At 39.6% G+C, this 21,028-nt stretch carries 18 protein-coding genes and 1 tRNA gene; 2 read left to right on the plus strand and 17 right to left on the minus strand.

The genetic code is table 11. The features are described 5' to 3' along the window. Positions 1 to 88 precede the first annotated feature (88 nt). Positions 89 to 1,090, minus strand: a complete 1,002-nt coding sequence (locus VNN39_RS01985; RefSeq protein ID WP_017369419.1) for a diacylglycerol kinase — start codon at positions 1,088 to 1,090, stop codon at positions 89 to 91. Further along, entirely contained in the window at positions 1,087 to 3,054 is a 1,968-nt protein-coding gene (ligA, locus tag VNN39_RS01990; RefSeq protein ID WP_165711858.1) for an NAD-dependent DNA ligase LigA, read from the minus strand. Before ligA ends, VNN39_RS01985 begins: the two co-directional genes overlap by 4 nt. 103 nt (positions 3,055 to 3,157) lie before the next feature. On the opposite strand from ligA, the gene VNN39_RS01995 reads away from it, so the two are divergent. Both VNN39_RS01995 and VNN39_RS02000 read left to right on the plus strand, forming a co-directional pair. Beyond that, on the plus strand, positions 3,158 to 4,279 hold the full coding sequence (locus tag VNN39_RS01995) for a PASTA domain-containing protein (protein ID WP_165713110.1): 1,122 nt from the start codon (positions 3,158 to 3,160) through the stop codon (positions 4,277 to 4,279). After that, entirely contained in the window at positions 4,279 to 6,420 is a 2,142-nt protein-coding gene (locus VNN39_RS02000) for a transglycosylase domain-containing protein (RefSeq protein ID WP_165711856.1), read from the plus strand. The genes VNN39_RS01995 and VNN39_RS02000 overlap by 1 nt, the downstream gene beginning before the upstream one ends. 39 nt (positions 6,421 to 6,459) lie before the next feature. Here VNN39_RS02000 and VNN39_RS02005 read toward each other — a convergent pair whose 3' ends face one another. From VNN39_RS02005 to mvaD, 15 genes are all read right to left on the minus strand, one after another. Continuing rightward, entirely contained in the window at positions 6,460 to 8,205 is a 1,746-nt protein-coding gene (locus VNN39_RS02005; protein WP_213495681.1) for an ABC transporter ATP-binding protein, read from the minus strand. A 308-nt stretch (positions 8,206 to 8,513) separates the two neighbouring features. Beyond that, positions 8,514 to 8,584: transfer RNA gene (locus VNN39_RS02010), tRNA-Cys, on the minus strand. 141 nt (positions 8,585 to 8,725) lie between these two features. Beyond that, positions 8,726 to 9,058 carry a PTS lactose/cellobiose transporter subunit IIA gene (locus VNN39_RS02015; RefSeq protein ID WP_017369424.1) on the minus strand — a complete coding sequence of 111 codons (333 nt, stop codon included), beginning with the start codon at positions 9,056 to 9,058 and terminating at the stop codon, positions 8,726 to 8,728. Positions 9,059 to 9,093: 35 nt separating this feature from the next. Further along, positions 9,094 to 9,414 carry a PTS sugar transporter subunit IIB gene (locus tag VNN39_RS02020; protein ID WP_017369425.1) on the minus strand — a complete coding sequence of 107 codons (321 nt, stop codon included), beginning with the start codon at positions 9,412 to 9,414 and terminating at the stop codon, positions 9,094 to 9,096. A gap of 91 nt (positions 9,415 to 9,505) precedes the next feature. Beyond that, positions 9,506 to 10,942, minus strand: coding sequence for a glycoside hydrolase family 1 protein (locus tag VNN39_RS02025; RefSeq protein WP_339007187.1), 1,437 nt, complete (start codon positions 10,940 to 10,942; stop codon positions 9,506 to 9,508). After that, a complete protein-coding gene (locus tag VNN39_RS02030) occupies positions 10,942 to 12,444 on the minus strand; it encodes a 6-phospho-beta-glucosidase (RefSeq protein ID WP_338997778.1) in 1,503 nt (500 codons plus the stop codon). Before VNN39_RS02030 ends, VNN39_RS02025 begins: the two co-directional genes overlap by 1 nt. Before the next feature lie 200 nt (positions 12,445 to 12,644). Continuing rightward, on the minus strand, positions 12,645 to 13,985 hold the full coding sequence (locus VNN39_RS02035; RefSeq protein ID WP_017369428.1) for a PTS sugar transporter subunit IIC: 1,341 nt from the start codon (positions 13,983 to 13,985) through the stop codon (positions 12,645 to 12,647). 24 nt (positions 13,986 to 14,009) lie between these two features. Further along, entirely contained in the window at positions 14,010 to 14,336 is a 327-nt protein-coding gene (locus VNN39_RS02040; protein ID WP_213495686.1) for a PTS sugar transporter subunit IIB, read from the minus strand. Between the two features lie 214 nt (positions 14,337 to 14,550). Then, positions 14,551 to 15,291 (minus strand): MurR/RpiR family transcriptional regulator, encoded by a 741-nt coding sequence (locus VNN39_RS02045; protein WP_017369431.1) that lies wholly within the window; start codon positions 15,289 to 15,291, stop codon positions 14,551 to 14,553. 19 nt (positions 15,292 to 15,310) lie between these two features. Next, a complete protein-coding gene (locus tag VNN39_RS02050; RefSeq protein WP_270264527.1) occupies positions 15,311 to 15,895 on the minus strand; it encodes a YdcF family protein in 585 nt (194 codons plus the stop codon). Continuing rightward, positions 15,895 to 17,235: a DEAD/DEAH box helicase gene (locus tag VNN39_RS02055; protein WP_165713066.1), complete on the minus strand. Its 1,341-nt coding sequence runs from the start codon at positions 17,233 to 17,235 to the stop codon at positions 15,895 to 15,897. Before VNN39_RS02055 ends, VNN39_RS02050 begins: the two co-directional genes overlap by 1 nt. 117 nt (positions 17,236 to 17,352) lie before the next feature. Further along, complete coding sequence (locus VNN39_RS02060; protein ID WP_339007189.1) at positions 17,353 to 17,961, minus strand: superoxide dismutase; 609 nt, start codon at positions 17,959 to 17,961, stop codon at positions 17,353 to 17,355. Positions 17,962 to 18,013: 52 nt separating this feature from the next. Then, entirely contained in the window at positions 18,014 to 19,069 is a 1,056-nt protein-coding gene (gene fni / locus VNN39_RS02065) for a type 2 isopentenyl-diphosphate Delta-isomerase (protein ID WP_165711849.1), read from the minus strand. Next, positions 19,062 to 20,003 carry a phosphomevalonate kinase gene (locus VNN39_RS02070; protein WP_338997780.1) on the minus strand — a complete coding sequence of 314 codons (942 nt, stop codon included), beginning with the start codon at positions 20,001 to 20,003 and terminating at the stop codon, positions 19,062 to 19,064. Before VNN39_RS02070 ends, fni begins: the two co-directional genes overlap by 8 nt. Beyond that, positions 19,990 to 20,937 (minus strand): diphosphomevalonate decarboxylase, encoded by a 948-nt coding sequence (gene mvaD, locus VNN39_RS02075; RefSeq protein ID WP_338997781.1) that lies wholly within the window; start codon positions 20,935 to 20,937, stop codon positions 19,990 to 19,992. Before mvaD ends, VNN39_RS02070 begins: the two co-directional genes overlap by 14 nt. Positions 20,938 to 21,028: the final 91 nt, after the last annotated feature.

Raw genomic sequence — 21,028 nt, forward strand, 5'->3', positions numbered from 1 at the left:
TTAAGCTATCTTTATTTTAATGCAAACGCTTCCGTTGAACAATGTACAAATTGCACAAAAAAACTGTACAAAATGTACAGTTTCCACTTTATTTTACTTCTTCTTTGAGCTGTTCGGCTTCCTCAGCAAATTTCTGAGCAACCACTTCAAGATCGGCTTCCTCATCTCCTAGATAGTGGTCGTTGTTGATTTCATCAAGGTTAACAAAAATTTCGATGTGCCCATGGAGGTTTCTAAAAGTCACTGGGGCATCTCCTCCATATTCTCCATCCACATTGATCATCATTTTCTTATCTGTGAGAGGCTCGACTTTGATTTGACTTGATTTCAGGTATTCAATATTGACATCATCCACGTGACTACCTTTAATCACCATGGAAATCAAAGCAAGTAATTCGAACAAATTATCGGTCTTCACCAAAATAAGGGTAAAAAGACCATCATCTAGTTTGGCATCTGGTGCGATTTTTTCAAATCCTCCAACAGAGTTGGTCAACGCTGCAAAGAACATTGAAATTTCACCTTCAAACACGCCATCATCATGCGTGACTTTTACTTTTTGCTTCCGAATTTGTGGTAATAAATCAACTCCTTTAGCAAGATAAGCCAAATAACCAAAAGCTGTTTTCAAACGACTGGGTACACTATAAGTTAGCTCTGTTAAACTTCCGCCAGCCGCAATATTAATGAAATACTCAGCATCGTTAACTTGTCCCACGTCAATATTCAAGGTCTGATTTTTACCAATCATTTCAACAGCTGCCAAGGGTCTATTGCGAGGAATTTTAAGCGCACGCGCAAAATCATTGGTTGTTCCAGTGGGGATAATAGCTAGCTTAGGTCTTTTATCAAACGGAGACATACCACTGACAATTTCATTGATAGTTCCATCACCACCAGCTGCTACGATGAGATCAAATCCTGACTCAGTAGCACGGGCTGCCTCTTTTTGAGCTGACTGTGGGGCTGGCGTCGTCTGAAAAGCAGAGGCTTCATAGCCAAAACTTTCTAACTTATCCAAAATATCTGCGACATTTTTTTTAATGATTTCTTGCCCACTGCTTGGATTGTAAATCAATCTTGCTTTCATAATTTCAGCAACTCCTCTTCTGACCAAACTTCTATACCCAAATCTTGTGCTTTAGTCAGTTTTGATCCTGCATCTGCTCCAGCTACAACTAAATCTGTCTTTTTAGAAACGGAACCGGAGACATTTGCGCCTAAAGCTTCCAACTTCTCTTTAGCCTCTGTTCGTGTCATAGCCGTTAATTTGCCTGTTAAAACAACTGTTTTTCCTGATAAAACACTATCTGTCTTTGGTTTAAGACCAAGATATTCGAAGTTCACTCCCGCTTCTGCTAATTCTTGAAGCAAAACTTGCGCACCTTCTGTTGCAAAATAACTGGTTACAGCCTTAGCAATCACTGAACCAAGGCTTGGAATTTCGGCTATTTCTTCTAAGCTCGCTTCCGACAGAGTATGAAGACTACCAAAACGCTCCATTAATAATTTGGCAGCTTTTGAGCCCACATGACGGATGCCTAAACCGAAAAGAAGCTTTTCTGCTGAGTTTTCTTTTGAAGCTTCAATAGCATTTAATAACTTGGTTGCCGATTTTTCTTGGATTTTATCTAGTGCTACTAATTCATTAAACTGCAGCTTATAGATATCTGCCACATCTTTGATTAAGTTATTTTTAAAAAGTTGCGTAACTATTGATTGTCCTAGACCAGAAATATTCATCGCACCACGACTAGCAAAGTGAATAAGTTTTTCACGATTTTGCGCTGGACAAAGTGGATTGATACAACGCAGGGCTACTTCATCTTCAAAATGCAAAAGCTCAGATGAGCATTCTGGACAATACTGAGGGATTTCCATTTCTACAGAATCCTCTGGTCGTTTCTCAAACAGAACACGTTGCACTGCTGGAATGATATCCCCCGCCTTATAAATCATGACTTTGTCCTTAAGACGGATATCTTTTTCCTTAATATAGTCAACATTATGCAATGTAGCACGCGATACTGTAGTCTGCGCCAAGGTCACAGGAACCATATTTGCTGTTGGTGTGACAACTCCTGTGCGTCCAACTGTCCAATCTACCGAGAGTATTTCCGTTTCTGCCAGTTCGGCTGGAAATTTATAAGCAATTGCCCAACGAGGAGCCTTGACTGTAAAACCTAGCTCTTCTTGCTCTGCTAGGTTATTCACTTTAATAACGACGCCATCAATATCATAGTCCAAGTCATCTCGAAGAGAAGCCACACGCTCAATGAAGGCCCAGACTTCATCAATATTTCGCGCAAAAACACGTTCTTTGTTGACGACAAGTCCAAGCTTTTCTAAGTACTCCAAAACTTCTTCTTGAGTGTCATTTGTCGCAGGACTCGCTTCTTGATAAAGGAAGGTTGCCAAGCCACGCTTGGTCACCTCTTTCGTATCTAACTGCCGTAAAGTTCCGGCTGCTGCATTACGTGGATTCGCAAACGAAGGTTTGCCTTCGAGTTCACGTTCCTTATTGAGTTTGACGAAATTCTTACGTGGTAAATAAGCTTCACCTCGCACCACAATATCGATGGGTTCTTTTAATACCAATGGGACATCTTTGATGCGTTTAACATTTTCCGTAATGTTTTCTCCTACACTTCCATCTCCACGTGTCGCAGCTACGACAAGCTTACCTGCTGTATATTTAAGAGAAAGTGAAAGACCGTCAATTTTTAACTCACAGATATATTCAGGCTTCGGAATAACTTTACGGACACGTTCATCAAAATCTTCCAGTTCTTCACGCGAAAAAGCATCTGCTAGGCTGTAGAGATTATATTCATGATTATATTTTTCAAAGCCTGATAGCACGACATCCCCTGTACGATGGGTCGGCGAATCGGCACGGACTAAGTGTGGATTATCGTGTTCTAGTGTTTCTAACTCACGATAAAGGCGATCATACTCCGCATCTTCAACCGAGGGTGTATCCAAGGTATAATATTCGTGAGCGTACTTGTTTAATAACTCCGTTAACTCTTTGATCTTTGACTCGATATTCATACTAGTAATTTTATCATATTTTTCGGTTTCCTCTGAGTAAGAAAGTTGTTATAATGGAGAAGTTCAATAGCTTATGTTAAGCTTAATTTTTATGAGGTTTTTAATGAAGAAAAAGATTTTTAATAAGGTTGTGATTGTACTGGCAGTCTTGCTCAGTATCATCATCATAACAGCTGGTATTCTGGGTCGACAGATACTTTTTCGTGATTATCCTGTTTTCCAGTCAATGTCCCAGAAAGAGATTATCGAAACAACCAATATCCTACCTGAGGATAACGACTATGTCAAAAAATTAAAAAATAATGCACTTGACATCTACCTGAGTAATGCTTCCAGTGAACTGGCAGAAAAGCTTGGAGAGAATGAAAAACGTGTTAATAGTATTGTCAATGGCGAACTTCCTGAAAATCAGTTCTCACAAAATCAAGAAGAATTACAACAAGCGCTGGGGGCAAGTGATGAGCAGATGACTCAACTCTCACAAACTTATGAGAATGCACGCCTTAATCGCGCCATTGATCAGCTCCAATCAGAGGCTAAAACTTTAAAAGCTGAGCAGTTGCCTCAGTTTATTAAAGATGCAAATCAGTTAACGAAACAAACTGAAAAGAGCATTCAGTCCTATATCGAAGATAACAATGCTGTTTCTAAGTCGACTATTTCTGCTTCTGTTCAAACGCTCCATGATGCAAACTCCCTCCTCAATAATTTCACACAGTTTGTAAACTACACAAATAATTATTCGACTATTACAAAGCTTCAATTTGATAAAATTTCTACCAATAACTCACTCATGGAAGACTTTCTTCCCGTATTTAACAAGGTAAATGCTTATCTTAGCCAGAAGGAAACTGTTGAAGCTCGTATCAAAGAGTTAACGGACTTCCAACAAAAAGTCGAAAAGTCAGAACAATTGAGAAATTCCAGCATAGAACTGCCTAATCTTAAAGGTCAAACACTTGCAGATATAAGAAAAAAAGCCGGGTCGAATTACAAAATTGAAGTGGAGCCTACTGATGAGAACAAAGACACTTCTATTGTAACCCGCCAAGTTCCTGATCCTTCTGACTTTGATCGTATTCTAAAAGGTGAAACGATTACTGTTCAAACAAAGAAAAAAGCTGAAGAAAAGAAACCTTCGTCCAATACCAACAAAAAGGATGAAGATAAAACAGACAAAAAAGGTGAAAGCAAATCAAAAGTTAAAAACAAAGGAGACAACTAATGGCTAAGAAAATAATTCTCCGCACACTTGCCGTTCTTTTTCTACTTTTATTATTTGTAGGAGCTGTCGGAGCGGTTGGGGCGGTTTATCTTCTCGATAAAGAATCACATCATGCACATACGATTGAGCTCAAACCTTCCCCTCAAGCCATCTCCCAATCCTTTACAATTACGGATATTAATGGAGAAGCGCTTCAGGATTCTTCAAATATCTATAAATATATTCCCGCACAACTCTCAGGTAAGGATAAAAACATCCCTGAACTTTACACAAAAGCTTTAGTTGCCGTTGAAGATAGCGACTTCTATTCTCGGAAAACCAAGGGTTATTCCATCAAAGGGGTGACTAATGCAGTCTTATCAGAAGTACTTACGAAATTACATCTCGCGAACGGTGCCCGTGGAGGCTCAACCCTTGATCAACAATTAGCAAAAAATCTTGCGCATGGTGGTTTTACTGCTGATAAATCACTGTCTCGGAAAATCGTGGAATTAATTGATGCCCACAGTCTTGCTGAACGCTATTCCCGTGAAGAGATTCTCACAAGTTATCTCGACACTTTGCGCCTGACACCAGAAACTATCGGTCCTGGTGCAGCTTGGAATAATCTTTTTTCGACACCAATGATTGCCTCAGAGAAAACACCTCTTTATATTGCTCAGATTGCTTATTTAGCAGGTCTCGGCCAAGCCCCTTCAACTTACGTACAAGACTTTGAAGGTGCTGGGAAACAACGCGCATTGACTGTGCTTTCTGTCATGAAGTCCAACAAAATCATCTCTGATCAAGAGTACAAAGACAGCGTAGAGGCTGTAAAAAAAGAACTCGTACTCAAACCAAGCTATACCCAAGGTATTCCACATGCGTATCAATCCTATATTGCACAAGTGCAAAAAGAACTCGGCCAAATTGCTTTACCAAGGAATGCCAAAGTAGTCGTTAAAACCTATGCAACTAAAGCACATCTGGATTATCTGGAGAGCGTGGCTAACCATACCGCGCCGGATGTCTCAAATATCCCACGTAATGATTTACCAGAAGGGACTTTGACAGCAATATCTGTTGTTGATACCCAAACAGGTCATATTTTAGCTCTAAATACAAACTCGGACAATCCACAATTGCCGATTTCCTCTGGTCGTTCTTCGGGTTCAACGATAAAACCTTTGCTCGACTATGCACCCGCCCTTGAATATGGCTATATCAGCGAAAACAGTACTTTAAATGGTAATGCTACAACTTACGCTGACGGCACTCCCTTAATGAATTACGGTGGTAATAATTATGGTCCTGTTCCTGTTGGCTTTGCCCTTGGTAACTCGTTAAACTCGGCAGCTTTACAAACTTTTAACATGACGAACGACGACCAAAAGAATAGTATTATGCAGCCATTAGGTATTGCTTCCCTCAAATATGACCAAGAATCAATGTCTATTGACTATAATTTTTCTCCTTTGCAGTCCGCTTCGGCGTATTCTGCGATTGGTAATGATGGTGTGCGCGTTACACCTACAGCTGTTGCTTCTGTCACTGTAAATGGCCAAGAGTTACCTCTTTCTCAACCTGAGTCACAACGTGCGATGAGTTCTGCAACCGCTCGGTCGCTCGTTAATCTCATGCAAAATGTTACACAGCCCAATGGATCTGAGCCTTTGGCTGCACAACCTCAATGGCCAAATGCTTTCGCCACAAAATCTGGGCTCTCCAATTTTCCCGATACTGCAACAGAACCTGCACGTAGTCAAGGTGCTCCTGATGCTTGGATGGCAGCTACTTCTACAGGTGTTTCAACCGCCGTTTGGGTCGGAAGCCCCGATATGAGTGGGAAATACTATGTTCCAGCTGCGCCCATTGAACAAGAAAACAATATGCGTGTCTATCTCTTGAACAACACAATCAGATATATGAATCAAGGAAGGAACATTCCTCCATTTAGTTATTCAGGTACAGCGATGTCCCACGAACCACTGCTGCCAAAGTTACCTCAGATTACTGCGGCACCAACGCCCCAAGCTATCCAACAAGTCAGAGACTTTAACGCTGTTACTCCAAGTGTTACTCCTGGTTTAGAAGAATTTTATCAAGTTCATCGTCAAGACAAACTCTTAGATGCAAGATCCGTTTATGGTGCCAAAGATTAATCTACATATAAAAAAGCTGCTTCTGAGCAGCTTTTTTATTTATGATGCAACGGTCAATTGTTCTTGAACATACTGTGCATAAAGTGGGTGTGTTTTTACAAGATTACTGTGTTTACCTGCTCCCGTAATTGCTCCTTTCTCAATAAAATAAATATTATCTGCATCAACAATTGTCGATAACCGGTGGGCGATGACTAAAGTTGTTCTTCCCTTCATCAGGCTGTCCAATGCCTTTTGGACCATTGCTTCAGATTCTGAATCCAGACTAGCTGTAGCTTCATCGAGCATAAGAATTTTTGGGTTACGTAAGAAAGCACGTGCAATAGCCAAACGTTGACGTTGTCCGCCGGATATTTTTACCCCACGCTCGCCCACTTGTGTATCCAATTGGTCAGGCATATTTTCGACAAAACTTCGTGCAAAAGCTAAGTCTAGCACTTCCCATAGTTGTGCATCACTGTATGTACCGTCTAAACCGTAAGTCAAGTTGTCACGAATAGTTCCTGCCATAATCGCTGAATCTTGTGAAACAAACCCAATTTGGCTACGCCAATCTTTGAGGGCTAAGTTTTCAATATCATAATTACCCATTGTCAACTTTCCTCCTGTTGGTTTATAGAAACGCTCTAAAATAGAGAAAATAGTTGATTTTCCACCTCCCGAAGGCCCTGCAAAGGCAACGATAGTATTTGGTTTCGCTTCGAAAGTAATATTTTTCAATATTTCTTCAGAGTCATCATATGAAAAACTAATATTTTCTGCACGTAAAACTTGGCCTTCAATATCTAGGTTTTCTCCAAGACTTAACTGCTCTTGTTCTTCTTCTAAAACTTCATTCAGACGAGCTGTGGCTCCCGATGCTTTAGAACTTGCGGTAAAGAAAAGCGCTAGAGTTGGGACAGACCCAATCATGTTCATAAGGTACATCAAGAAACTCATCAAAGTTGCCATTGTCATTGCACCGATGGCAACCCGATGAATCCCATAAAGCAGTAAGCCAAAGATTGTTGACATCATTAACAACATCATAATTGGTTGCATGGAACCATCAAAAATTGCTTCACGGAGACCAATTTTATAAAGTTTATTGATATTCTTCTCCGCCGAATTTGTCGCTTGAACTTCTGCATTAGAAGATTTGACCAAACGAATTTCGCTAAGCACTTCACTTGCTGTGCCAGAAAATCCTGCAAGAGCATCTTGACGCTGGATTCCAAATTTTCGGCCAAAAGTGGCCAAGGGCATAATAATCAATGTCGCAATAGGTACGGCTATCACCATTGCTACAGTCATCTGCCAATCCATACGAAACATCATAAAAATTGAGCCGACAAGAAGCAAAAGGCTTGTTAAAGTTTGAGGTACAGTATTCGCTAAAAGATCTTTCACTTGTGTTGTATCGTTGACCAAGCGACTCCCAATTTCTCCTGTTTTGACTTCATCAAAGTACTTCACAGGAAGATGAACCATCTTATTCCACACTGTTAAACGCAATCTTTTTACTACATTTTCTCCAAAAAAACCAAGAACTGAAGCACCCACCGCGCCCAGTAAAGCAGAAAGGATATAGACCAGAACGACGTTCCCTAAAAGACCATAATCAATTCCTTGTGCAAATCCTGAAATAAGTGGCTGTATCATTTGGGGCACAATAAGTTGTAATATAGCTCCTAGAATACCTGACAACATACCTATCGCAAAGTAGGAATATTTTGGTTTACTCTTAGCAATAAGCTTCAAAAAATCCTTACTTTTTATTTTATTGGCTTTTATTTCTCTTTCCATTGGTATCTCCTTTTATTATTTAGTTTACTCGTTATAAAAACTAACAAAAATGATTATAAAACTTTTAATTAGTTTTGTCAATAAAAAAACTAATTATTTTTTTTAAAAAATAGCCTTTAGACTTGGAATAGCTTTAATAGCTAAGTTCACTTCCAATCGGTAACTCATTATTTTTTAAATGCACTCATATTTTTATATACTTAGCGCGGTTCTTTAAAGTGAAAAATCGTAATAAATGCCCAACGATTTTAAAGCAAAAAAAAACTGCCGAATCCAGCAGTTTTTTGTATTATACAATCTATTGCAAAAGGCGGCAGACGGATTTGAACCGACGATCAAGCTTTTGCAGAGCCATGCCTTACCACTTGGCTATGCCGCCACAACATTAATCATTATACCGAAATTTAAGGATAAAAGCAAGAACTTTTGCAGCTTTTCAAATTTCTCCACTCAAAACTAAAGGAAAAGCCCTAAGCAATTTCTCTTAGAGCTTTTCTTTTTTCTCAAAGTGTTATCGATATTAATTTGCAGCTTTTTCTAAAGCTTGAATACGTTTTTCCTGGCTAATAACTTCTGTAGCCAAATCTTTGAAAGTAATTGCGTTCATCAAATGGTCTTGTGCGTGTACCATATAGAGATCAATCTCTGTATGAATACCTTGTGCTTCTTTTGTTAGCATATCTGTTTGAACATCATGCGCTTGGAGCAACTCTTGGTTCGACTCCTGAAGTGATTTTTCTGCTGCTTCAAAATCTCCTTCTTTTGCTTGTTGGATTGCTTGAAAGGCTAAGCCTTTGGCATTTCCACCATGCATGATGATTCCCATCACAATTTCCATTCTTTCTTCGTTCATTACATCCCCTTTTATTTCGTTATCTTTAAATTCCTTTACTTCATCAAGGCTTCTGCTGCTTCAAGAACTTTATCGCCACGCATCATACCGTAGTCTTGCATTTTGATCACATCCATTGGTACATCCACAGCTTGTGCTTTCTTTTGTACTTCTGCCTTCATGAAGCCTACTTGTGGTCCTAAGAGAAGGACATCTGGTTTAGGAGTTCCAGCAAGCATATTATCAATGTCTGCTGTTGATTTTGCGAAAATTTCGTAGTCTAATCCTTTGTCTGCTGCTGCTTTTTGCATTTTAGAAACCAAAAGAGATGTTGACATGCCTGCTGCGCAAGCTAAAGCGATTATTTTATCAGCCATAATTATTTTTCCTTCTTTTTCTTTTTATAGTCTTAAGTATACCGCTTTCATCGATTTTTTGCAAGTGTTTTCATAAAGGCAGAGAACAACTTTAGATACTGTTCCCATTCTCCTTGATGAGTGCTTGATACCAATAGTAAGAATCTTTAGGAATTCTTTTGAGACTGCCTTGCATACTTTCGTCCTGATCCACATAGACAAAACCATAGCGCTTCTGATAACCGTTCAGCCAACTGAGTAAATCAGTATAAGACCATGTGTGATACCCAATTACTTGAGCCCCATCCGTTAGAGCTTCTCTTATAGCTTTAACGTGACTTTCCAGATATTTGATGCGGTAATCATCATGAATTTTTCCATCTTCAAGCTTGTCGTATTCACCTAGACCATTTTCTGTAATCATTACAGGTATACGATAACGGCTAGTGATACGGCGTAAGGCGATACGCAGTCCTATGGGGTCAATTTCCCAATCCCAGTTGGTACGTTCAACGGCAGGATTAGTGACACGCTTGTAGAGACCTGGAATACCTTGTTTACCACCAGATCCTTTGACTCCAGTAGTATTCATTTTGCCAAGTGTGACTCCACCTTCGTGCGGATTCCAGGCATTGGCAGCTGTTTGATAATAATTAATCCCTAAAAAGTCAGGGCGGGCTGACTTTAGAAGTTCAAAATCTCCCTCTTCAGTTTCAAACATCAGACCATTTTCTTTAAGATAATTCAAAGCCACAATAGGATATTCGCCATAGCAATACACATCCATCCAAAAATTCGCAAACATTTCCTCTGCGTTTTCAGCTGCTAAAACATTAAGTGGATTAGCATCAATCGCGTAGTTTGGTGTGTAAGCAAAGGAAGGACCGATTTGGCCTAACATATCCATTTCATGAAAAGCATTGATTACAGCTGCATTAGCCAAATTTGCATGGTGATTGACTTGATAAAACAGCTTCATATCTACCTTTCCAGGTGGGTGCGTAGCCAGGATCCACCCATGTTGTGTAAAGATGTTTTGTTCATTCAAAGACACCCAATATTTCACTTTTCCTTTAAAGGCTGTAAATAGCGTTTGCGCATAATGCACAAAATCCTCAATAATCTGGCGACTTTCCCAACCTTGATATTCTTCTTCAAGAGCTTGCGGTAAATCCCAATGATAGAGAGTAACTACCGGTTCGATATGATTGGCAATCAATTCATCAACCAAATCCATATAGAATTGTAAACCTTGCTGATTAATTTCGCCCCGACCTTCAGGAAAAATACGGGTCCAAGCAATTGAAAAACGATAAGATTTTAATCCCATTTTAGCCATAAGTGCTACATCTTCTTTGTAACGATGATAGTGATCAACAGCAATGTCTCCTGTTGTCTCCTTAAAAGTTTTGCCCGGAATTCGGACAAAGTTATCCCAAACTGATGGACCTTTTCCATCTTCGTCATGCGCACCTTCAACCTGGTAAGCTGCTGAGGCCGAGCCCCATAAAAAGTTATCAGGGAAAGCTTTAAGTTTTCTGTGTTCCATTATAATTTCTCTCCGTTTGTGGCAATGACTTGACTGTACCACTCAAAAGAATCTTTCTTCGAGCGTTCCAAGCTACCATTTCCCTCATTGTCTTTGTCTACATAGATAAAGCCGTAGCGCTTTTTCATCTCTCCCGTCCCTGCAGAGACAAGGTCAATAAAGCCCCAAGGTGTATAGCCCATTAGGTCTACACCGTCGTATTCCACAGCATCTTTCATTGCCTCAATATGTGCTTTTAGATATTCCACACGGTATGGGTCGTGAATGTTACCATCTTCTTCTACTTTATCCACAGCACCAAAACCATTTTCGACAATAAAGAGTGGTTTTTCATAGCGTTCATTGAACCAGTTCATGCTATAACGTAGACCTAAGGGATCAATTTGCCAGCCCCATTCTGATGCTTCAACATATTGATTTTTTACCAAATCTCGGTTTTCAATATAATCAAAAGTCGGCGCTCCCAGATTCTCTTGATTTTCCGTTTTTTCAGCTGTGCTTGGAATGTAATTTAACTTAAGACTTGGATCAATCTTTTCTGCCTGATCTTTAATGGCAAAACTCATATAATAACTAAAGCCGATATAATCTACTTCTCCTTTGGATAAATCTTCAATATCTTCTGAGGTAATGTCCAAATCAAAGGTTTTACGTTCAAAATATTTGAGCATATAGCTTGGATAATGTCCACGCGCATGTACATCAGTAAACCATAAACGGCGTTGCATGGCAACCTGTGCTGCCATCATATCTTCGGGTTTGCATGTTGCAGGGTAAATCGGACACATCGCAATCATGCAACCAATTTGGAAATCAGGGTTAATTTTATGTCCTAGATCTACAACTTTAGCAGAAGCAACTAATTCATAGTGGGCTGCTTGATACATAATCTTTTCACGGTTCTCGCCTGCCACGAACTTCAAACCAGAGTTAGTGAAGGGTGCAAAATCCAGATCAAAATTTGCTTGATTATTTATCTCGTTAAACGTCATCCAGTATTTAACTTTATCTTTGTAGCGGGTCATTACTACTTCAGCAAATCTTACGAAAAAATCAATCAACCGACGATTACGCCAGCCGCCATACTCGGTAACTAAGTGATAAGGCATTTCAAAATGCGAAAGCGTGATAACTGGCTCAATACCGTTTTTCAAACATTCGTCAAACAAATCATCGTAAAATTGTAGTCCTTCTTCATTAGGCTCACTTTCATCTCCATTTGGAAAAATACGGGTCCATGCAATAGATGTCCTGAAACAATTCACACCCAACTCTGCAAAAAGTTTGACATCATCTTTATAACGATGATAGAAGTCAATGGCTTCATGATTAGGATAATTTTCGCCGGGCAAGGCACCATCAGTAATTCGACGCTCAACACCGTTTGCTCCAGCAGTCATAACATCGGCAACAGAAACCCCTTTGCCTCCTGCATTCCAGCCGCCTTCAAGTTGATGAGCAGCAACAGCACCGCCCCATAGGAAATCTTTTCTTAAAGTCATTTTTCTTCTCTCTTTCCTCAAATTATATTGATTTAATTTTAAATCTTTTACAAGGTTTGAACTAGCGTGTTCGTTAATTTTTAAAATCCTCCCCTTTTATAAACGCTCAGTTCTCCTCTATAATCGTGAGCTCATATAACTCTTGATGAGCTTACGATTATAGAAGAGAGATTAAGTCAATGCTTAATCTCACCTCACTGCTATGCTTGTTCAGCTCGCTCTGCTTCGTATGCTTCTTTTTCTTGTTGTACAAGAATCGCATCGTATTTTTTAGCAAATGGCCAATATATCGCACCTGTTATGAAAATCATCAAGGCTTGCCATGCTGCACCTTGCCAACCACCAACAATCAAACCAGAAAGGATCGGTGGCGTTGTCCAAGGAACAAAGATGCCATTAAACGGTGGGATAATTCCCAGCGCAATAGCCGCATAAGTTCCAAATCCTGAAACGAGTGGTGCAATTAAGAATGGGAAAGCTAAGATTGGGTTTAAGACAATCGGCATACCAAAGAGGACAGGCTCATTGATATTAAAGAAGGCTGGTGCCAATGTTAACTTACCAATGGTTTTCATTTGAACAGAACGTGCACGATAAATCATAAAGATAACGAAACCGAAAGTCATTCCTGAACCTGTAACCGTAATAAACTGATCCATAAAGGCTTGCGTAACAATATGTGCCCCATGATCAAGTGATAAGTTACCCTCTTGGAACAATTTGAGGTTATCGGCATTGTTAGCCAAGAGCAACGGTGTCATGATACCGCCAATAACTGTGGCACCATGCACCCCAAACCACCAGATAAATACAGGTAAGAATGCAATTAAGAAAACGCCAAGTGGTCCATCTGTAGCATGTTGTAAAGGTGTTTGAATTAAAGTATAAATCCATTCAATCGGTGTTTGATCTGTTGTCAATACAGATAGAGCATAGATAAGCATTGCTACAAAAGTAATAACGAAAGCTGGCACTAGAGCTCCAAATGAATCAGATACATTTGCAGGCACTTGTTCAGGAAGTTTGATACGGATATCTTTTTTCATGAACCATGAGTAAGACCAACCAACCAATAAACCAGCAAGCATGGCGAGGATCATTCCTTTACCACCAAGCCAAGCTGCATCAATAACACCATTTACTTGATATTCTCCCACAACAGCAGAACCGTCAGCAATTTTAGTCACTGTTGAAATAGTACTTGGTTGAAGCATCACCATGACAATAATAGAAGTCAAACCAGCAGATGCCCCTTCGTATCCTTCACTCTTCACCCAAGAATAAGCAATACCAAAAGCTGCAAAGAGGGCCATAATACCAAATGAAGCAGCATAGGCTTGATTAAAAATAGGGGCCCAACCAATTTGTGCAATCCAGTCCGCAACATTTTGTTGAGGGAAGTTTGCTAAGATGAGGAAGATTGCTCCAATAATAATGAAAGGTATTGGATACAACATACCGTTTTTAATTGCTGTAACGGCTTTTGTGTTCAAAAATTTCATCATCGGAGGCATTAATTTCTCATTGATAAATTTATTCATATTCTTACTCCAAAAATTATATTTTTAATTCATTAAGGCATCCGCAGCCGCAACTACATTTTTGCCATTCATCATGCCATAGTCTTGCATCTTAATCACATCACAAGGAACACCTGCAGCATTTGCTTTTTTTGTGACTTCTGCTTTCATATAAGCAACTTGAGGACCTAGTAAGAGGACATCTGGTTTGTTCGAACCAGAACCTGCTAACATGTTATCAATCTCTGCTACTGATTTAGCAAAAATTTCATAATCTTTTCCAGCTTCTTTTGCTGCCTGCTGCATTTTTGTTACCAACAATGATGTTGACATACCTGCTGCACACGCCAGTGCAATAACTTTATCTGCCATTTTTTTCTCCTTATTCTTTTGAGCTCAAGAATATTATAGCGTTTTCTGAAAAGGCTTTCAAATGAATTTATGAAACACTTTTTCTGGATTGAAACAAGATAAAAATGGCTTAAATCAAGGGTTTATGACTATAATTTTCGAAATAAATATAAAAAAACTTGCAAAAATTGCAAGTTTTTTAAAACATGTTTCACATTTTGGAACAAATCGAGCGCTAATCCTCTAAAAAATGAAGCGTTTTATGGGCCAAAACTTCGAGAACCGCAACAACAGGAAGCTGGGTCGTTAAGTTTCCTAGAGGATAAAGTTTAGACCATTCCGGCGTGAGATTGTAAAAGAGTTGCAAGTCAGCCAGTCGCCCAACTGTACTGTCTTCATTATTTGTCAATGAAATAATTTGCGCACCTTCCTGCTTAAATTCTAACTCTTTATTGATAATTTGAATCGTTTCGCCAGATGCGGATAAAATTAAAGCAATAACATTGCCTGTGCCATTGATTTGGATAGCTTGGAAAGGATCGTTAATCACAAAGGCACGCAAGCCTGCATTCACAAAATATTTACACGCATAATCAGCCAAAGATCCAGAATTCCCAATCCCCATAAAAACGGTGTAATCTGCTTTAGCAATCATCTTGGCTGCTTCAGTCAGGCGCTTTTGATAGCTTTCAGAATTCATACGACGTAAAAACATATCAAATTCGAGCATGTTGTCATAATGTTGCTCTTCTGCCGTTTTAGGTTTGCTTTGATTTTTCAAAAAGAATTTTAGCTCAGACCAACCATTGAAACCCAGCTTCGTACTCATTCTTACAATTGTTGTAGTAGAAACGTGCAACTGAGTAGCCAAGCTCCGAATCGTTGCTTTTTGAACCTTGTCAGGAGATTTAATAATAAAATCAAGGACCAAGGTTTCGAGCTCATTAAGCTTGCTTATTTGTTCAGGTTGAAACATAAAAACTCCTTTATATAGCTTAAAATAATGTATATTTGATCAAATAGTAACCCAGAGCTAAACACTCTCTAGCATAATTGCCCACAGTCTGTAAAACTGGGGTCTCACTCACCGCAGCATAACCTTGAACATCTTTATATCCTTCTTTCGAAGCTAAGTAAAGGCTCCGATAAAGATGAAAGTCGCTTGTCACGATCAGTGTCTTCCCATGCACATACTTTTGAGAAAGCGCGAAATTCTCAACAGTATTTCGCGCTTTCTTTTCTTCAATGATTCGGTCAGAGTTTATACCGTGTGCCTTAAGATATGTTGCCATTCCCTCAGCCTCAGATACAGGGGAAGCTGAACTTCGATAACCTGTGACGATGACTTGGGCTTGAGGATTTTTCTTAGCAAGTGTCAAAGCAGTATCAAGACGGTCTTTCGTGGTAGGAGCAGGCTGACCATCTGGCTCAATCTTATTGCCTAAAACTAATATTGTCTTGAAATCTTGTGCTTGCTCTCCTCGTTGACCTGCATCACTCCGTATCAAAAAGAAGCAGAAAAGGCCATAGGCTATCCCCAAAGCAAAGATTAACCCTAAAACTCGAAAGAATTTTTTCATTAGAATTTTTGTTTGCGGGCTTCACGTTGCTTACGTGCATTTTTATTGTGCTCTGCACGACGTTTTTTCGTATTTTCTTCTTCAATCGCCCATTTCAAGGCACGTTTATAGCCTGGTTTGACTTTTTTCTTACTCTTAGCCAACTGACCACGCATTTTGTTAGACAACTCTCCAGTCTTGGCTGTACGTTTTTCACGGCGATCACGATCATAAGAATCAACGATTTCTCCATTTTTCACAGCTTTTGGTTGGAACGTTACGCCCATTTTTTCAATCTCACGAATAGCTGTATCATCTGAAGGGCTATAAAGTGTGATTGCCGTTCCAGATAAACCATTACGACCTGAACGGCCGACACGGTGAACAAAGAAAGAAAGGTCACGTGGCAGTTCATCATTAATGACGTGACTTACACCCTCAATATCAATCCCCCGTGCTGCAATATCTGTTGCTACAACAAACTGATAATCTAAGTTTTTGATGCTTGCCATGATACGTTTACGTTCACGTGGCGGAATATCACCATGAATTTTCGCTGCTTTGACGCCATTGTTGACCAAGAAATGATGGATATCATCAACACGTCCCTTTGTATTGGCAAAAATCATTGCCATATAAGGATTTGTCGCCTTTGAAAGCTGTAATAAAATTTGGTTATGTGATGCGCCTTTAGTCGAAATCAACCAGTTTTCAATCGTGTCTGAAATTACAGTTTTATTCGCAATTTTTTCCATCACAGGATTATTCAAATATTTTTTAAGGAAAGGCTGTAACTTTTGTGGAATAGTTGCAGAAAAGACCAGCATCTGTACTTTTTTACCGAAGCTGGCTGCAATTTTATCCACATCTGTCAAGAAGCCCATATCCAAAGTCATGTCCGCTTCATCTACAACAAAAATAGACGCCGTATGAATAATCAAAGCCCCAGATTTAAGCAAATCTTGAATACGACCTGGCGTACCAATAACGATATGCGGTTGAGAAGATTCAAGTTTCTTGATTTGACGCGCCTTATCTGTCCCACCAACATAGTTAACCACGCGAATCGCATCGTTAAATTTGACAAATTCCTGAGCAGCATGATAAATCTGTGTGGCAAGCTCACGTGATGGTGCAGTAATGACAGCTTGGACTTCATCAAGATCCGTGTTCAATTGTTGGAAAATAGGGAGCAAGAAAGTATGTGTCTTTCCTGAACCTGTTTTTGATTCCCCTACCAAATCACGGCCTGACATTACCACAGGGATAAGTTTTTCCTGTACAGGAGTCGGCGAAACAAACTTAATTGCCTCAAGCGTTTCATTGATATAATCTTTAAAGTTAAATTCTGTAAATTTCATAGCTCCTATTATAGCATGAATAGTGCATTTATAAAACAGGGTTCGCCTTTTTAATTCCAATTCTTATTGAAAAAAGCAGAAAAGCAAAAAAAGCACCTCCGAGGTGCTCTTTTCATATTATTTAGCTTTAGCGTAAAGTTCGTTTACTTTATCCCAGTTAATTAAGCTAAAGAAAGCTTCGATATAATCTGGACGAACATTGCGGTATTTCAAGTAATAAGCATGTTCCCAAACGTCAAGACCAAGTACTGGAATTTGACCATCAGAAATTGGGTTATCTTGGTTTGCTGTAGAAACAACCTTAAGTTTACCGTAATCAAGAACTAACCAAGCCCAACCTGAACCGAAACGTCCAGTAGCAGCTGCTTTAAATTCAGCTTTAAAGTCGTCAAATGAACCAAAAGCTTCATCGATTGCTGCAGCGATATCACCTGTTGGTGCACCACCTGCGTTTGGAGCAAGCCATTCCCAGAACATTGTGTGGTTCAGGTAACCTCCACCGTTGTTACGTACCGCAACGCGAATATCTTCTGGCAAACGGTCCAAATAAGCCACTAATTCCTCAACAGTTTTATCAAAGAATTCTGGGTGTTTTTCAATCGCTGCATTAAGATTATTAACGTAAGTTTGGTGATGTTTGTCATGATGCAAATGCATTGTTTCTTCATCAAAGAAAGGTTCCAAAGCGTCATATGCGTAAGGTAATTCTGGAAGTGTATAAGCCATAGTATTCTCCTTAAATTTTAATATACTATTATTATAAAGAAATAAGAACCGTTTACAAAATTATCTGCTTATCTTTTCGCTCGTCCCGAAAATACTTCAAGTCGCGGGTATAGATAAATTCAACATCCGTTAAATCATTATACTCCCGTGCTCCGACCAAAGTATAGAGCTTTATCAAATCATCTTTCCATTGTCTAAACATTTCATCGACCGCTTGAGAACCTTGTGCGTTTAGAATGGATAAAATATGCCCAGCAGAGCTGGCTAAAGGCGCACCCAAAAGTTGAGCATGTAAGATATCTCTGGCTGATGCAATTCCTCCAGTAGCAATCAGTGGTTTAATGTTTTGTGCAAATTGAGCTTCAATAAGACTCTCAGGACCTGTAAAGCCAAAATCGTCTAAATCTAAGGTGCTGTGCCCTCGTCCACTCTCAATCCAAGCAAAGTTAGTCCCACCTTTACCACCAACGTTAATCCCTGCGACCGCTGTTTGGCTAAGCTGCTTAAACATTTTTTGACTCATCCCAAAGCCAACTTCTTTGACCACAACAGGAACATCTAATTTTTCAGCAATACGATTAATGTTTTCAAGCCAGTAAAAAGAACGATCCCCTTCGCTGTCCTTCATAACTAACTCTTGTCCAGTGTTGATATGAATTTCTAAAGCATCGGCAGAAAGCATTTCGACAGCTTTTTGCGCATTTTCTAAAGAATGACCTGCACCGATATTTGCAAAAATGAACCCCTTTGGGTTATGCTGACGCACTTGACGGAAACCTTCCTCCAATTCGGGATACTTCAAAGCAATAGATTGAGAACCAACTGCCATTGCAATATGATGATGAGCCGCAAGTTCCGCAAGCTCTAAGTTAATCTTATCGCCTTTTTTGGATCCTCCTGTCATCGCTTCTATATAAAAGGGAAATTCAAACTTATGTTCCAAAAGAGTAACAGACAAGTCAACTTCTTGCGTAGAAATTTCTGGTAAACCATTAGGAACAATCCGTAATGCAGCAGAAAACTCTGAGCGATTTCGACCTTCGCGCCAGTACTTTAAGCCAAGTGACAAATGTTCATCTTTCCGGTGTCCGTGAATTTCTTTACTCATTTTGTTTTCCTATTCTTATTTTCTCGAGCTTCATGCCTTCTGCTTCAAGAGCGTCCCTCAAATCTGCTATTTTCTCTTCATGTTCAGCAAAAAGAATAATATTTTCGCCAAAGCCTGCTCCTGAAATTTTTCCAGCAAATTCGGGGTGGCTATTCACAATATTTAGAGCCAAAGCCAGTTGATCAGTCATATAGCCTTTTGCTTGGTTCTCGATAAGTAAAAGTTGATTTTCAAGGAGTTTTTCTTTAAAAAGAGCGAAATCCTGCATATCAATGGCTGTACTTATTTCAATAACAAGCTCATCACTTTTAGCATAAAATGCATCAGAAAGTTTGTGCTTAAGTTTTTCAACAGTCTTAGCAGCCTGATTGGTTTGGACAACATAAGGTTGCCAAGGGATACTCATAGGAAGAACTCGCTCATGATTTTCATAGAAAATACTGCCTCCATACATAATCGCAGCCACATCACCACGTGATCCGCTTCCTTGCACATCATAATGTGCTTGAGCGGCAATCTCAAAGCGTTTTTTCAAAGGGAGATTAAGCTGAAAAAAAAGATTGAGCGCATTGACCACACCGACAACGACACAGGCCGATGAACCATAGCCCTTCTTGCTTTCACCAAAACCCAGACCACTTTTGATTTCCAAGTGAAATTCTCGAGACAATTCAACTTCTTTACTCACATATTCGATTGCCGTCATAACAAAATTCCACGGTCCGCTGCGTTCAGGTTTAAATTCCTTTACTGAGAAGATGTGAGCGGGCATTGCTACATTTGTCTCCAGAAGACTCTTTTCCTCTGCTTCTGAAATAACCACTTGAAAGTCACTTTCAAGACTTGTTACCAGAGCTAGCCCTCCTGGACGAGTAACCGCATATTCTCCTGCAATAAAGAGTTTTCCAGGCACTGCTATTTTATAAGTACTCAAGTCCGCCCCCCGCATGTGCAATGTCAAAAGTAATATCTGGGAAATTTTCCCGTAGTTTTGCTAAAAGGACTTTTTCTGTCGCTCTGTCTGTGATGATTTTAACGTTTGGCCCAGCATCAATAGTGACAAAAGCTAAGAGTCCTGCTTTATAGCATTCTTGCGTAAAGGAAATAATACGTTGAGTATCTTCTGTAAAGTAATCAAAAGGTTCAACACATAGACGGTTTTGTTCATGCATACCAAAGGCATTATCTTGTGCGATCAGACCAATCTTTTCAATATCTGCCTGACGAATAGCATTCTTCATTTCTTCAAGTTGACGTGCCGATTTTTCCACCCAAGCGCTGTAAGTCGGAGCAGTTTGAGCAAGCTGCATCCCACGTGTCGAAGACATTTTCTTTTGAGCGCTTGATATTTCGGCAACAATCATGGACAAGTGAATATCTTCATCATAAAAGCTTTCTGCATAAGAGGAAGCATCGTCTTCTCCTTTGTTCCAAACCGCAAAATTACCAAAAACCGAACGCGAAGCTGAACCTGAACCCCGACGTGCGATACGTGACATTTCGGTCAAATCAGCTGGTAATTCGAGGAGTCCAAACATTGCACCTGTCAACGCGGCAAAGCTTGAAGCTGAGGAAGCCAGCCCTGCAGCGGTTGGTACATGATTTTCAGAAGTGACTAAAACGCCTGGAAAAGTGCCATGTTTTGCACGAAGCATTTCTAAAAATTGATGTACACGAGTAGCATCTGTGTTCACACCATTTAAAATCAGTTGATCCTGTTCAGCAAAAGTCACAGATGTCGTCGTATAAAATTGATCCAAAGTCATTGATAAAGAACTTGTTGTAGGAATATTCAGCGCTACATCTGCTTTCCCCCAATATTTAATCAAGGCAATATTCGTATGTGCTCTAACAGTAAATTCATTCATTTATATTTTTCCTCTTGTAGGTTAATCTCTCCTATTATAACAAAGGTGGCGTAATTTAGCCATTTGTCGTTTTTAAAAGTTATTTCTCTAC

Source organism: Lactococcus formosensis, assembly GCF_037892375.1.
GTDB classification, from domain to species: domain Bacteria; phylum Bacillota; class Bacilli; order Lactobacillales; family Streptococcaceae; genus Lactococcus; species Lactococcus formosensis.

Excerpts from the sequence above, each read along its gene's own strand:
- VNN39_RS01985 (WP_017369419.1), bottom strand. The coding sequence starts at position 1,090 with ATGAAAGCAAGATTGATTTACAATCCAAGCAGTGGGCAAGAAATCATT.
- ligA (WP_165711858.1), bottom strand. The coding sequence starts at position 3,054 with ATGAATATCGAGTCAAAGATCAAAGAGTTAACGGAGTTATTAAACAAG.
- VNN39_RS01995 (WP_165713110.1), top strand. The coding sequence starts at position 3,158 with ATGAAGAAAAAGATTTTTAATAAGGTTGTGATTGTACTGGCAGTCTTG.
- VNN39_RS02000 (WP_165711856.1), top strand. The coding sequence starts at position 4,279 with ATGGCTAAGAAAATAATTCTCCGCACACTTGCCGTTCTTTTTCTACTT.
- VNN39_RS02005 (WP_213495681.1), bottom strand. The coding sequence starts at position 8,205 with ATGGAAAGAGAAATAAAAGCCAATAAAATAAAAAGTAAGGATTTTTTG.
- VNN39_RS02015 (WP_017369424.1), bottom strand. The coding sequence starts at position 9,058 with ATGAACGAAGAAAGAATGGAAATTGTGATGGGAATCATCATGCATGGT.
- VNN39_RS02020 (WP_017369425.1), bottom strand. The coding sequence starts at position 9,414 with ATGGCTGATAAAATAATCGCTTTAGCTTGCGCAGCAGGCATGTCAACA.
- VNN39_RS02025 (WP_339007187.1), bottom strand. The coding sequence starts at position 10,942 with ATGGAACACAGAAAACTTAAAGCTTTCCCTGATAACTTTTTATGGGGC.
- VNN39_RS02030 (WP_338997778.1), bottom strand. The coding sequence starts at position 12,444 with ATGACTTTAAGAAAAGATTTCCTATGGGGCGGTGCTGTTGCTGCTCAT.
- VNN39_RS02035 (WP_017369428.1), bottom strand. The coding sequence starts at position 13,985 with ATGAATAAATTTATCAATGAGAAATTAATGCCTCCGATGATGAAATTT.
- VNN39_RS02040 (WP_213495686.1), bottom strand. The coding sequence starts at position 14,336 with ATGGCAGATAAAGTTATTGCACTGGCGTGTGCAGCAGGTATGTCAACA.
- VNN39_RS02045 (WP_017369431.1), bottom strand. The coding sequence starts at position 15,291 with ATGTTTCAACCTGAACAAATAAGCAAGCTTAATGAGCTCGAAACCTTG.
- VNN39_RS02050 (WP_270264527.1), bottom strand. The coding sequence starts at position 15,895 with ATGAAAAAATTCTTTCGAGTTTTAGGGTTAATCTTTGCTTTGGGGATA.
- VNN39_RS02055 (WP_165713066.1), bottom strand. The coding sequence starts at position 17,235 with ATGAAATTTACAGAATTTAACTTTAAAGATTATATCAATGAAACGCTT.
- VNN39_RS02060 (WP_339007189.1), bottom strand. The coding sequence starts at position 17,961 with ATGGCTTATACACTTCCAGAATTACCTTACGCATATGACGCTTTGGAA.
- fni (WP_165711849.1), bottom strand. The coding sequence starts at position 19,069 with ATGAGTAAAGAAATTCACGGACACCGGAAAGATGAACATTTGTCACTT.
- mvaD (WP_338997781.1), bottom strand. The coding sequence starts at position 20,937 with ATGAATGAATTTACTGTTAGAGCACATACGAATATTGCCTTGATTAAA.